General features: G+C 45.4%; 14 protein-coding genes. 6 read left to right on the top strand and 8 right to left on the bottom strand.

The window, feature by feature from the left end; all coding sequences use genetic code 11:
* Window positions 1–44: 44 nt before the first annotated feature.
* The 3 genes from A5320_RS12930 to A5320_RS12920 are packed head-to-tail and all read right to left on the bottom strand — an operon-like array spanning window position 45 to window position 1,826.
* Complete coding sequence (locus tag A5320_RS12930) at window positions 45–854, bottom strand: helix-turn-helix domain-containing protein (RefSeq protein ID WP_197490110.1); 810 nt, start codon at window positions 852–854, stop codon at window positions 45–47.
* Window positions 812–1,042, bottom strand: coding sequence for a DUF2000 family protein (locus A5320_RS12925; protein ID WP_068065416.1), 231 nt, complete (start codon window positions 1,040–1,042; stop codon window positions 812–814). Before A5320_RS12925 ends, A5320_RS12930 begins: the two co-directional genes overlap by 43 nt.
* Window positions 1,029–1,826, bottom strand: coding sequence for an acetoacetate decarboxylase family protein (locus tag A5320_RS12920; protein WP_068065413.1), 798 nt, complete (start codon window positions 1,824–1,826; stop codon window positions 1,029–1,031). The genes A5320_RS12925 and A5320_RS12920 overlap by 14 nt, the downstream gene beginning before the upstream one ends.
* Before the next feature lie 260 nt (window positions 1,827–2,086).
* Between A5320_RS12920 and A5320_RS12915 the strand changes: the two genes are divergently transcribed.
* Window positions 2,087–2,749, top strand: coding sequence for a hypothetical protein (locus tag A5320_RS12915; protein ID WP_068065410.1), 663 nt, complete (start codon window positions 2,087–2,089; stop codon window positions 2,747–2,749).
* 151 nt (window positions 2,750–2,900) lie between these two features.
* On the opposite strand, the gene A5320_RS12910 is transcribed toward A5320_RS12915, so the two are convergent.
* Together A5320_RS12910 and A5320_RS12905 are read right to left on the bottom strand one after the other, a co-directional pair.
* Entirely contained in the window at window positions 2,901–3,530 is a 630-nt protein-coding gene (locus tag A5320_RS12910) for a hypothetical protein (protein WP_068065407.1), read from the bottom strand.
* Between the two features lie 97 nt (window positions 3,531–3,627).
* Entirely contained in the window at window positions 3,628–6,009 is a 2,382-nt protein-coding gene (locus A5320_RS12905; protein WP_068065403.1) for a collagenase, read from the bottom strand.
* A 247-nt stretch (window positions 6,010–6,256) separates the two neighbouring features.
* Here A5320_RS12905 and A5320_RS12900 point away from each other — a divergent pair, with 247 nt between their 5' ends.
* From A5320_RS12900 to A5320_RS12880, 5 genes are all read left to right on the top strand, one after another.
* The gene (locus A5320_RS12900) at window positions 6,257–6,781 is read left to right on the top strand and encodes a DUF1543 domain-containing protein (RefSeq protein ID WP_231916726.1); all 525 of its coding nucleotides are present in this window, start codon (window positions 6,257–6,259) and stop codon (window positions 6,779–6,781) included.
* Between the two features lie 284 nt (window positions 6,782–7,065).
* Complete coding sequence (locus A5320_RS12895) at window positions 7,066–7,422, top strand: hypothetical protein (RefSeq protein WP_068065397.1); 357 nt, start codon at window positions 7,066–7,068, stop codon at window positions 7,420–7,422.
* Between the two features lie 106 nt (window positions 7,423–7,528).
* Window positions 7,529–7,972, top strand: coding sequence for a hypothetical protein (locus A5320_RS12890; protein ID WP_068065394.1), 444 nt, complete (start codon window positions 7,529–7,531; stop codon window positions 7,970–7,972).
* Window positions 7,973–8,400: 428 nt separating this feature from the next.
* Window positions 8,401–8,895 carry a hypothetical protein gene (locus A5320_RS12885; protein WP_068065391.1) on the top strand — a complete coding sequence of 165 codons (495 nt, stop codon included), beginning with the start codon at window positions 8,401–8,403 and terminating at the stop codon, window positions 8,893–8,895.
* A 255-nt stretch (window positions 8,896–9,150) separates the two neighbouring features.
* Complete coding sequence (locus A5320_RS12880) at window positions 9,151–9,870, top strand: hypothetical protein (protein ID WP_068065388.1); 720 nt, start codon at window positions 9,151–9,153, stop codon at window positions 9,868–9,870.
* 297 nt (window positions 9,871–10,167) lie between these two features.
* Here A5320_RS12880 and A5320_RS12875 read toward each other — a convergent pair whose 3' ends face one another.
* The 3 genes from A5320_RS12875 to A5320_RS12865 form a co-directional block, all read right to left on the bottom strand.
* A complete protein-coding gene (locus A5320_RS12875) occupies window positions 10,168–10,353 on the bottom strand; it encodes a hypothetical protein (RefSeq protein ID WP_068065386.1) in 186 nt (61 codons plus the stop codon).
* 128 nt (window positions 10,354–10,481) lie between these two features.
* Complete coding sequence (locus tag A5320_RS12870; protein WP_197490109.1) at window positions 10,482–10,877, bottom strand: copper-binding protein; 396 nt, start codon at window positions 10,875–10,877, stop codon at window positions 10,482–10,484.
* Between the two features lie 68 nt (window positions 10,878–10,945).
* Entirely contained in the window at window positions 10,946–12,361 is a 1,416-nt protein-coding gene (locus tag A5320_RS12865; RefSeq protein ID WP_068065384.1) for a multicopper oxidase family protein, read from the bottom strand.
* Window positions 12,362–12,373 lie beyond the last annotated feature (12 nt).

Below are 12,373 nucleotides of genomic sequence, written 5' to 3'. Positions count from 1 at the left end.
TAACCCGCCGCTATTTTCAAGCCACTCTATGCAATTCACCACATTTATTGAGCCTGAGCGGCCACCAGTAAATCTCCTGGTGAATAACCAAAACAACGTCTGAACCAGCGCGTAAAATGCGCTTGATCGGCAAAACCACAAGCATCCGCTGTTTCTGCAATGCTCTGGCCGTCCAGTAACATATGTCGTGCCCGATTTAACTGCAAGGTGCGCAAATATTGCTGTGGTGCCATGCCCGTCCACTTTTTAATTTGTCGGTGTAACAATTCACGACTGATCCCACATTTATTGGCGATTTGCTGAACTGAAGTTTGACCAGAAAGCAACATTTGCTGTAGCTGAGTCAACATTTGCCTGGCCTGTAATGAAAGCTCTGGTAACGACTGGCCTTTTTCCTGAAGTCCCAATTGGGGTATCGCCTGATGCAACCAGGTTATAAAAGCCGGCAGGTCGTCGACTGATTCTGCGGCTTTGGCAAGGTCGGGCAAGTACTCAAAACTACTAGTTTGTGGCCAGACAAAACCCTGACTTTGTGGCCAGTTTGCTGGTAAATACCACATCAACACCTCAACTGCTGCGCTGTCTGCATGCGGCAGCAGGGCGCCGGTATGCACGGTGCCAGGCGCAATCAGCATCACGGTTCCGGCGGGCAGAAACCAGGGTTTGCCGTCCACCTGGCAATGGCAGGCACCCGCGACCACCACACCAACCGACCATTCGTCATGCCAGTGTGGCGTCCATTCTTGTCCGATCTGGCGATGATGCACCTGTTGCAGCATCATGATCTGCCAGCGGCGGAAGCTTGAGCGTTTTAACGCAGCAGCGCCAGGTTGCCGGTTAACCGATTGAGCCATTTTTTTGTTCCACATAAAGCCAGGCCAGAAATTTGTTCGCCAGTATGGACAGTTTCCTGATGAATTTGCCAATACTGCTCCGCCAGATGAATTGCCTGAGCATAGGCCGGACGAACCACCAGCACTATTTTCTCTCTGGTTTGCTCGGTGTGATTATCATTTTCTTTAGATATTTCAGTCGGTAACATGTACTGCACCTTGTACGGTGATGCCTAACCAACCGGCACTGGCGTTCAGTACTGTTGGCGCGCCAAGCACACTGAGTTCTTCGTACGGATGCTCGAGAAAGCTAAGTTTGGCAGTAGCCTGGTGCCATTGGCTTTGGACTTTGTCAGCAATAAGTGGCCTAATCAACTGCAAATTTGCAGGTTCGTTGGGTTTGGTTAAATCTGGCCAACCGACTAATCCCAGCGAAGGATCGGACAGAAAGCCAAGTGGCTCGCCCGGTTGACCGGTCAGAGTTGCGGTTACCTGGATTAAGCGACGTTCTTTACAACTGAGACTTGCGCCAAGCTTACTGCCTTGCTGTAAAAATGCCGCGGCCGGATGCTGCAAAGGCAGAGAGCGGGTGAGCCAGGTGCTACCGAATTTTTTAGGCCAGCCTTGCAATAATCCCCGCAACATCGAGATATCCTGGTCCACCCAAATACCCGGGCAAAAGCTAACCAATGTTCCGTTCGGGCGGCGTACCTGCAGCACCACGATGGTTTCTTTATACTGTGCATACACCGGGTCAAGTAATTCACGGCCATCACTACAGGCCTGCCAGTCAGCAAAATGGACACAGCCAATGCCGGTCGCTTCACCCAACTGTGGTGGAACCCAACCGCGAGCCAACACAGGAGCATAGGCAAAAGAAATATTCAACAGCCAGCCGGCATAAAACCAGGGTGGGGCTGTGACTAATGCGCTGTTGCCAGCAGTCGTGTAGGGCGCTGTAAAACTTGATACCTGCCAGTGAGCTATGGTCATCTTGTGTCTCCAACTTGAACTGATTTTCAGTGTGCCTATCAAAACGTAAGCCGGATAGAACGGATGTGAACTTGCTTGCGGAATTTGTAGCTCAAGTCGGATAGCGTAAATTTTTGCGAGATCTGTTGCAGAACTCATGTCGAAGTACATTTTCAAAAATCTTTGCCGAAATATTTTTCATCTTTTTATCGCTGCAAAACAACTTTTTCCAACACCAACACGACTATCCACCTGAAACGAACTTATTCAGGAGCCATATCATGTCAACCACAGTTAACCGTCCACAGCATAAACTTCTCAGTCTGACGCTGGTTTTATTGCTTGCTACCACAGCTTGCAGTCAGGCTGTCAGCTCACAAGTCGCAACACCTGCGACTACTTCAACAGCAACTACAACAGCGTCAGCTACCGGCAATAGCAGCTACCAACTGCAAATTTTAAAAAACTGTGAGTTCGTCAAACAGCGCCAACTCAGCAACGACGAAATCACTTTGTATCAACAGCTTAAACAGGCAGAGCAAAAAATGACTGCATTGCAGGCGCCGCTGGAATTGATGGAGCAGCAGTTGGCGACGCAGACGAAGTTACTGGAATCGATGTCGGCACAAATTGAACAACAAGCGCAGCAAGGCGAACCGGATCCAGTGTTATTGGAAACGCAGGCCGAATTAAGCCAACAAATCAGTGCCATTGTTGATAGTTTTGAGCCCGATATTGAAGCCGTTTCAGCCAACGGCGATCAGATTGGCGTCATCGCTGATCAATTTACCGCTTTACTGACCAAGGACACCTCAGCTGACAGTTATGATCAAATTCGGATTATCGGACCGGGTGAACCGGCGACCAAGGATTGCAATAATGGCATGTTTTTCCATAAATCGTTTTCGGTAAAGGCGTTGCAGACCAAGCGTGCAGCGGACTGACTAAGTACTGAAGATTGTGCACCGAAGGTTATGAAGTAATGCCGCGAATGAAATAAAGCTGGATAAACTGCGTTGAGGTTGATGCGTGATAAAAAAGGGCAGAGTTTTCAATGCTCTGCCCCCATAAATCATTAACCTAACGTACTCTAAATTAAGCGGCTAAAGATTTAGCCGCAGATTTCAGCTGCTGCCGACGTTGAACGCCCAGTAACATTAGACCACCGAACATCAGCGCTATTGCTGGCGTTGCAGGCACTGCCGCAGGGTTGGCAATCACGTCAAAACTGGCATCCATCCACTCTGGCTGGAATAAATCACCACTAAATGTTAACAAGCCAAAATAAGCCGGATCAAGGTTTAAACTGAATTGGCCGGCAGCCAGTGCGGTAAATTCAATTTTTGCTAAGGTAAAACCGCCCAACTGCAACGCTGCAAGCACCGCCTGATCGGCTGCCCAGTCGGCGTAATCTTCCAGCGCCAGACTGCCGTTTGCAGCATCATGTGCACCGTACTGATACGAACCAAAACCATCGTCAAACGAATTACCATGACCCCAGTTTACCAGCGCCAAAGCTGAATTCTGATATTGCATGGCCAGAAAAAAGCCGCTAATCAGGCTGCTGGCATCGCTCAGTTTTAAAAAGGCGGTCACCTTTTCACCAACCTGGTACTGTTGTTTGTCTGTTTCAATGGTGATTAATGCTGCTTGTGCCTGGCCGGCAAAAAGTAACGAGGCAGCTGCCAGCACTAAAGGTAAAAATGTTTTTTTAAGAATATTCATAAAGTTACTTCCTGATATTTGTATGATTTGATCTGGATTTACTGCGCAATGATGTCCTTCATTGCGCAGTTGTTCGATTCATTCGCTGTTGCTAAATTTATTGGGCAATTGCACAACGCGGTAAATCACAAAGCTTCATCATCGCCTGCACATCCAGCTGATTGATCAGGCCATCGACGTTAAAGTCCAGCGCACTGGTCAGGCCGATTTTGCTGCGTAAACGCTGGTTGAATACTTCTACATCACGTTTGTCGACCGCATTGTTCTTGTCCAGATCGGCAGCACGGAATTGCACAGCACAAGTGCCGCCACCCGCCACCAGGCAATCCAGCCACAGGTCAAAATCGCCGTCAAAACGGGTATTCCAGCTGGCAATGATGTCCTGGTATGGCGTGAATTCAGGCAATGGTGTTTGTTCTACGACTGGCTGGCCACAAGTCCATACCCAGTAGCCAGAACCCCAGGCACTGTCGTCATACAACCAGCTCCAGTTGTTCGCGATAGCCACTGGTTTTTCTTGCCAGCCCCAGGCGAAACTGCAAGGTGCAGCGGAAATTTCATATTTTGCAGCGCGTAATGTTGGCAACAGTGGATCGTTTATTTCAGCACGCTGACGTTCAAACATATAACGCACAGCTAAATAACCCCAGTGATAGGTGCGGGCGGTGTTGCTATTGGCGTAGGTCGTTTGAAACAGCTGACTTAAGTCGTAAGTTTTGTTTGGCGCGGCCGCTAAGGCATTCGGATTGGTGTCCGGTTGTGACAAATATTCAGCTAAACCTTCTCCCCACCAAACCAGATTGTCCGGTTGATCGCTGAAGCTGCCCCATTGGTTATAACGACCATCGAGGTAGTGAATATATTCATGCTCCAGGTTCCACACCACAAATGATGGCTGTAACCAGGTTGCCTGGTAGGCAATAAACCGTGCCTGACCGTCCGGATCTGATGGTGTACCTTCTAAATACATACCACCGTTGTTGGTATTAATGTCAAAAAAATCACCGGCGAAATTTTGGTAATCAGTCGAAGATTTAAAAATAACCACTTCAAGATCTTCGTTGTTGTCATTGGTCACAGGCGCAGAAGTCGAAAATGTCTGGTGGAAATGCGCTTCTTTACTGCTCAGCGAAGTACAGATTTGGGTTAGGTTTTGCGCAGAGATTGGCGCCTGGAAGCGGATTTTTAAGGTATCGCTACAAACGTGGTTGCCAGATAAAATGGTACTTTCTAAATCAAAACTACAGGCGCTGCCGTATAAAGCACAGTTAGCGCTGTCGTAGCTTTTCACCATGCTTTGGGCATTGACCCAGCCTTGTGAACCAGTGCCGCCAAAACTATAGGTGCTCAGAATATGTTGCATTGCCGGACGAACAGAAGCGGCAATAGCACCACCCATTTTCAGCATCCGGCCAACTTCACTAATCGCATCATTCCATTGATATTCACGGGTATGGCCAACCAGCCATAAACCATCGGCCAGCACAAAATCACGCAGACGGGTGACAATTTCCGGCTGATCGGTGAGCAACTGTTGCAACTCAGCACCACCATTGTTGACGGCATTAAAATAATGCGTCAGCAATTGGGTCATGCCACTTTCTTCATAGCCGACGCCCCAGTCATTATTCCGGTTGATGGTATTAGCATAACCTTGAATAGCTTCGCTAAAGCGCGCTAAATAACGCAGTGCCGGAGATTTGGAGCTGTTGACTAAAATCAACATTTCGTAACGCAGCATAAAGTTGCGTGAAGCAGTACCATTAAAAGTTACAAAATGCTCACCGCCAAAATACACATCAAAAGCAGCAATCAGCTGATTTTGATATTGCGTTTGAAACACCCGGTTCGAACCGGCTGAAACTTCTGCCCAGTGCATAGCGCGCAGGTAAGTGACTAATTTTTCGATAACTGCAGCACCAGAGGCGTCTGAGCCATCAAATCCAGCTAAACGTTCCACAATAGCATTAACGATGGTCAGGATTTTAGCGTCTGTGAAATGCTCGGTACCGACAAAACCTGCATTATAAAGTCCGTACAAACAGCTGCTGAGCTGGGCATTGCTAACAGCTTCAACCAAAGCCGTACCATGCAAACCAAGCAGTTGTGACGGGGAGGTGCAAGCAGCTGCACTCATCGTACTTTGCGTTTTTTTCGTTAACATGACGCTCTGTTGCGCAGCGCGGTACTGTTTACTGGCATCCAGCGTCCATTGTGCATCAAGTTCAACACCGTGTTGCAGTGCATCGATATTAGCCTGAACTTTTTCAAATTCTACCGGTGATAAGGTGCGTGGGGGACGAACAGTCTGGCTGTGTTGTGCTGGCTTGTCTTTAGCCATCTGATGTGGGTTGGCATGGATTTGCAGTTTGGCAAAATCTTCGGTTAATTGCCCCGGATGGGAGATATTCACATCCTGCATGGCATGGGCGTAACTGCTGCTAAGCATCAGTAGCAGCAGTGATTTTTTGGCATTCATCTGGTACATTCCTTCCTGTGATCTGAGTTTTTATCGTTCGTCGTTTTATACATTTCGGGTGTTACTGTACCTGCGCAGGTTTATCTAAAGTAACACAAGGGATATTGTATACAATATAACCTACATGGTTTATTTTTGTCTTAATGATGAATTTTTAATTACATTTACGTCTAACTGAAATCTGTACAGAGTCTGGTATAGCAGTGTTCGAATGCCAGAACAGGCTCTGTGAAAACTTTGTAAAGCTATGAAAAGTAACGAAATAGGGAAGTCGACTGTGTTATTTATGGTGATGCTGGGTGGAAAACACCCCAAAGCAAAAATTGAAGTGCATGACGTGGTATTTGCATGTGGTGATACGCTGGAACATATTTATCCTCAGCTACGGCAGCAATGGTTTGGCGCGCAAGCCGGGTTGCATATCGACTCCTGGCTGATGGTCGATGGTGTGGCGGATTACCAAGTTAGATTTACCGACGTCGCTCCAGGCGCCGACGAGCCCAGGTTATATTTCATCAATTTAGGCGGCTACCATCAACACCAGTTTGGCGAAGATCATCTGTATTTATTGGTAGTTGCCAACGACAAAAGCAGCGCCAAACAACAAGGCAAAGCCATCGCAAACAGCAAATGGCAACAACCACACACCGACAATTTGCTCGACGTCGATGACTGCATTCCAATTGATCAGGTCGATGGCCGTTACATCAAGCTAATCGCCGGCGCGCATAATGGGATGCAGATGCAGAATGATTATATTGTGTTGGGTTAGCAGTAAACGCCAAATAAAGCCAGCAGCACGTTTGAACGAAACAACGCGCTGCTGGTTTGAACAGAATAGGTTGATTGAGGCTTTGGTGCGTTTAAAGGTATATTCAATAATATTATATTTAACATAATATACATTATGGGATGTAATGTGGCTGTTAGTTAAAGTCTTATTCCGAACCCATAATGAGTTGGCCTTGGAATAATCATTAGGCCATCGATCTGCTTTTAAAAATTTCGTAACCTTATTACTATTGGATTTAACAATTCGAAGTGACTGACCTAAATATGAAAACTCTGGTGCTTTTTCTTACAATATTTTTCGCTGTGTTCTTTGCCAATCTAGCGTCAATTTTTGCCACAACTGCGCTTGTTATTGCAGGCATTGGCCAGGTGGCTGATGAACTGCAGCCAGAATCACATTTGCAGCTCTCGTCTGAGTTGGCAAAAGACATAGAGCGTCTCAATGCTCAAGCTGTAGTCAATACCGAGCCGTTCTTTGAAGTTCGAACAAAAGAACAGCAGCGTGCATTTGAGAATGATGCAAGGCTGTGCAAGTCGTGGCAACAAATGTATCTGAAAGATGGTGATGAGATGTCAAAAATGCATAGAGATTCAGCCTGTAAAAGAGCTAACAGCCACTAACATTTTGAGGCTCTGAAGTGAATGTGTCGGTCATCTAAAACCAGCCAAAGGCTAATTTACTGTCATAGTCGCCATTAAAATTGGCCCTGTTATAGGAGCAACACCGATGATGAAAAACGCCAAATTAGCTTGGTTTGCTGTCGTTGAGTTAATCAATGACTTGTCCAAAAAACTAACAAAAACTTACACCATGATTTTTAAAGGTGGAGTTATCTTGGTTGGCCTCGCGCTAGCAATGCTTTCTACCCACATACCGCAAATACTGGACTATGAGTTAAAAGCTAAAGAGACAGAATTTGAATTTCAGGTTTTAACAGGGCAAGCGATTTCCACAGTTAATTGCGAACAAATTAAAAATCACCAAAAGTTGTGTTTACTCGCTAAATATCAGGCTAGCACCATCAAACAATCGACCGGCTTATTTTTAATGTTCTATAAATTTTTTCTTTGGGCTGGTTGCGGTTTGATTGGTGCTGCAATTTGGGGTTTTATGCTTGACGTAATTTTTAACGAAGAACATCAGACAACAGTACCGCCGATCGACAAATAATTTGAATACTTACATCCGAGTTAAAGCTTTACTCCCGAACCATTTTGACTTACAGCTTCCCAAAATGCCAATGGATTTAATCAGATACAATGTTCAAGAAATAACCCTTCCATCGAATGATCATATTCAAGAATATTGCCGCCCTACTTTACCCACGGCCGTTACACCACCAAATGGAAGCAATTTAAACGTGCAATCAAAAACATCAACCTTGGTAAATATCACTTTTTTCCATAGGGGCATTGTTGGCCGCTTTCACCGTCAATGCCCTTGTCACACATGAACCCGAGCAACAAAAAAATGGTATCTGGTCATGCAACGATGCTTACTACCTTTAAACATTAAAATTGACACCATACATTCAACTTGCAATTATGATACTTGTGCGTTTCAAGCACTTACAGAAACTCAAATTTAATGGAACTATTATGAAAAAATTTATTACATTACTGTTGGTGATCGCAACTTTTGGAGTTTCCGCAGAATCTGGTTCATCACTCGTTAGTCATATTTATTCCGTAAGAACTACCAGTTCAAATTATGCTTGGAATTTCATATACCTTACTAATATTACAGATACCAATGTTCGTGTATCGATTTCAATGTATAGGGAAGACGGGACGTTAATTTCAGATGTTGACAACAATAGCTCTGCAGGACTTCTAAAAGCATCGAATGTGACTGCATATAACGATGTTGACCTTAATAACTCAATGTCTTTTACATTGGACCCTAAGGTTACAACACGTGTATGGTTGGATAATCCATCAAGTACTGAGATTATCGGGTACGCACTAGTCAAGTGGGTAAAAGATGGAATTCCCATGCAGTCAGAGGCTTTAATCGGTCACGCTGTTGCGTATCGCGCTTACAATGGTGTTGGTTATTATTCCGTACCAATTAACGATGGTAAACCGTTTTAAATACTCATCTATTTGATTCCTTCTGACATTTCCGTCAGCAATTTCAACATTGGCAGGCAACAAACATGGCGCTGAAAGCGCCATGCAGTGACCGAAGGGAACGGGGACTAAGGCGGTAACACGGCCGCCTGAAATCGAAGATTTCTTCCTGGAAAACATGTCATGATGTAAATTAGCTAAATGTAAATATTTAAGTAAATTAAAAAAGTGATTTACCTAAAATATCATTAATAATTAATGACTTAAGGGAGAAAAATGGAATTAGCTGATGTAATGTTTGGGGACAACAATTTAACTATGCAAACGCAATTTGGTGAACTTCTGCCAGATCCAAATTTGATACAAAACATAGATCATCTTATTTCATTTATAGCAGTTGAACTCAAAAACTGGTCAGAACATTCAGCTGTTCTTTCTGAAAAATTATCAACTGAGCCCTCTCACATACGAGCTTCTTACCTTATGGAAAGCTCTAACGTTCGCTTTTATATCAAAGCCTTATTTAACGTTTCTACTTATTACGTAACTTGTGAAGACGCCATCACAAAACTGAATACCCAGCTTCAAATTTTAAATAAACATTATCAATTAAATCAGAGAAAACCAAAAATTGACGACAAAAGCGATTTTCATACAAAGGTTAAACTAATACGTAATTGCAGCTTTATTCATCAAAATACGACCACATTTACAGGTCAAACGGATAATATTAAAGGACAAATGGAAAAGAGAAAGGCTATGTCATGGTTTCCCTCATTAAATTGGAGCGCCGAAGAAGAACCATCTTGCGAAAGTTACGAGTTCGGAACTTCTAATTGGTACACCTCCATTAACGGCTCTAAATATGAATCATCAATTGAAATTTCAGTTCATGGATTCTCACAGTTTGCAAAATCTGCCATCGAAAACCTTGAAAACAAAAAGGTTAAATTGATTGAGTTTTATGAAAACATGCTTAACTACAAAAAACAGTGATGTTGTTAGAGTCTTTCCGTACAAATTTGAATAGTCGAATAAAAAACTCATTCCTCCTCGTTATACAAAATTGCTTCTTCAGTAGCTTTTCAATCCCCGAGTAAATAGCCGTTTTTACAGGTTATCTCGTAAATGGCCGCGCCGGTTCGGTTTTGACTGTGCGGGCACAGTAATAGCCCACTCTTGTTTCATTTTGAAACAAAACACCAGTATTGCACCCAAAAAACGCCTAAAGCCAGAAACTCACAAGCAACCGACTTAATTGCGGTTTACCTAAAACGTACACCCAAAACCAAACTACTTCGCAGACTCAATTAAGATGGTATAGGACGCAATTACACCAAACAAACTAGTATTGGCGGTAACTGAAATAACGTTCCAGCCGTCGTTTTCGGCGTCTTCAATTTGCTTGTTAAGTAAATCAATGTCGGGCTCGACGCCCCAGAAGGATTTCTTTTTACTGAAAATGACTACTTTTTTCATTGGTATTTCTTTCCTTGAAATTGGCAGTAGTGATGCGCAAGTTTATAAAAACTGGCTAATTTATTTTAAATTGTTAGCCAGTTTCATCTAATTTCCAGATTAAGACAAGTACGTTTCTAACCCACGAATTAAGGCTTTTGTTGTTTTTCAAGTACCGTGATCAATAACTTCCTATCTTGTTTTTCTGCGGCAAACAGCACTTCATCATCGAGCGCAATACCTTGCAACATTGCCGGATCAGCGACTTTAAACACCATGGTCATCGGCGGCATGCCGATATTTTTGATGGCTTCGTGTTTTAAGGTGATTTTGCCTTGCGCCAGGTCGATTTTTCGCACTGTGGCTTTGGTGAGTTCGGTGGTTTTTTGCTGTGCTGCATTCGCTGTTTGTGCTACCGCTGAATGTGCCGCATGGTTCACGGCATCATGCGGCATGGCGTTGGCGCTACTGCAGCTTAACAGCAGCATTAAACCCAGGGTTTTGGACATCGTTGCTACTGACATGAGGTTGTTGTTTTTAATCATTTTGAACTCCGTTATGAATATATTCGTTTGGTTACATCGGCAGCGTTGGGCTGTACCATTTGTGTGCATTAGTGCCCGTCATGCGAGGTTGGTTTTCGCACTTTCATTTCAATATTGTGTTGATGCTGGTGCTTCAGCGGCATCGACTGGCCACCGCTATTTTCATGTCGTTCCGGTTGTGCCAGTTCGCCACCCTGCCATTCGCTCGCGACCGTGCCCGCCGGATGTTCAAACCAACCCGGATCCTGATAGTTATTGGCAGGCTGATTGTCCCGTACCTTTAAAATACTGAACATGCCGCCCATTTCCACCGAGCCAAAAGGCCCGTCGCCGGTCATCATCGGCAAGGTATTGTCGGGCAGCGGCATCGCCATTTCGGTCATATCGGCCATGCCGCGTTCGCCCATCACCATATACTCCGGCACCAGTGTTTGAATTTTTTTGGTCAAACCGCTGTGATCAACACCAATCATATTGGGCAAATCGTGGCCCATCGCGTTCATGGTGTGATGCGATTTGTGGCAATGAAAGGCCCAGTCCCCTGCTTCATCCGCGACAAATTCCAGCTGCCGCATCTGACCAACCGCGATATCGGCGGTTACTTCCGGCCAACGACTGCCTGGTGGCGTCGGTCCGCCATCAGTACCGGTAATGGTAAATTCGTGGCCATGCAGATGAATTGGGTGATTGGTCATGGTTAAATTGCCCACCCGAATGCGCACTTTGTCGTTGGTGCGCACCACTAATGGATCAATGCCCGGAAAAGCCCGGCTATTCCAGGTCCAGAGATTAAAATCCAGCATGGTCATGATTTTTGGGGTGTAACTGCCAGGGTCAATGTCGTAGGCATTAAGTAGAAACACAAAATCTCTATCCACTTCAGCGATATGCGGATGCGGCTCTTTCGGATGAGTCACCCAAAACCCCATCATGCCCATCGCCATCTGCACCATTTCATCGGCGTGCGGATGGTACATAAAGGTGCCTGGGCGGCGCGCTACAAACTCATAGACATAGGTTTTGCCAGGAGCAATCGCCTTTTGCGTCAGACCGGAAACGCCATCCATGCCATTCGGTAGCCGTTGGCCGTGCCAATGCACTGAAGTATGTTCCGGCAATTTATTGGTGACAAAAATCCGTACCCGATCGCCCTCCACCACTTCGATGGTCGGCCCTGGCGACTGGCCGTTATAACCCCATAAATGCGCGGACATACCGGGCGCGATTTCGCGGATGACCGGCTCGGCCACCAAATGAAATTCCTTGATGCCCTGATTCATCCGCCACGGCAAAGTCCAACCGTTTAGCGTGACCACCGGGTTGTAATCGCGGCCGTTGTTAGGCTGCAATGGTCCCATGGTATTGGGGGACGTTTGGATCACCGCTTCCGGAATAGCCGCCAGCGCAGATTTGCTGACAGCGGCAACGCTCACGCCTGCGGCAATGGCCGCGACGTTTTTAAGTAAATCTCTTCTTGAATACATGCTAAAACTCCC

It is taken from the genome of Rheinheimera sp. SA_1 (genome assembly GCF_001669775.1).
Lineage (GTDB): Bacteria > Pseudomonadota > Gammaproteobacteria > Enterobacterales > Alteromonadaceae > Pararheinheimera.
Note: the sequence above shows the minus strand (reverse complement) of the source record. Positions and strands in the feature narration are given on the sequence as shown.

What these genes read in the sequence shown, in the direction of transcription:
- A5320_RS12930 (WP_197490110.1), bottom strand. Translation starts at nt 854, where the DNA reads ATGGCTCAATCGGTTAACCGGCAACCTGGCGCTGCTGCGTTAAAACGC.
- A5320_RS12925 (WP_068065416.1), bottom strand. Translation starts at nt 1,042, where the DNA reads ATGTTACCGACTGAAATATCTAAAGAAAATGATAATCACACCGAGCAA.
- A5320_RS12920 (WP_068065413.1), bottom strand. Translation starts at nt 1,826, where the DNA reads ATGACCATAGCTCACTGGCAGGTATCAAGTTTTACAGCGCCCTACACG.
- A5320_RS12915 (WP_068065410.1), top strand. Translation starts at nt 2,087, where the DNA reads ATGTCAACCACAGTTAACCGTCCACAGCATAAACTTCTCAGTCTGACG.
- A5320_RS12910 (WP_068065407.1), bottom strand. Translation starts at nt 3,530, where the DNA reads ATGAATATTCTTAAAAAAACATTTTTACCTTTAGTGCTGGCAGCTGCC.
- A5320_RS12905 (WP_068065403.1), bottom strand. Translation starts at nt 6,009, where the DNA reads ATGAATGCCAAAAAATCACTGCTGCTACTGATGCTTAGCAGCAGTTAC.
- A5320_RS12900 (WP_231916726.1), top strand. Translation starts at nt 6,257, where the DNA reads ATGAAAAGTAACGAAATAGGGAAGTCGACTGTGTTATTTATGGTGATG.
- A5320_RS12895 (WP_068065397.1), top strand. Translation starts at nt 7,066, where the DNA reads ATGAAAACTCTGGTGCTTTTTCTTACAATATTTTTCGCTGTGTTCTTT.
- A5320_RS12890 (WP_068065394.1), top strand. Translation starts at nt 7,529, where the DNA reads ATGATGAAAAACGCCAAATTAGCTTGGTTTGCTGTCGTTGAGTTAATC.
- A5320_RS12885 (WP_068065391.1), top strand. Translation starts at nt 8,401, where the DNA reads ATGAAAAAATTTATTACATTACTGTTGGTGATCGCAACTTTTGGAGTT.
- A5320_RS12880 (WP_068065388.1), top strand. Translation starts at nt 9,151, where the DNA reads ATGGAATTAGCTGATGTAATGTTTGGGGACAACAATTTAACTATGCAA.
- A5320_RS12875 (WP_068065386.1), bottom strand. Translation starts at nt 10,353, where the DNA reads ATGAAAAAAGTAGTCATTTTCAGTAAAAAGAAATCCTTCTGGGGCGTC.
- A5320_RS12870 (WP_197490109.1), bottom strand. Translation starts at nt 10,877, where the DNA reads ATGATTAAAAACAACAACCTCATGTCAGTAGCAACGATGTCCAAAACC.
- A5320_RS12865 (WP_068065384.1), bottom strand. Translation starts at nt 12,361, where the DNA reads ATGTATTCAAGAAGAGATTTACTTAAAAACGTCGCGGCCATTGCCGCA.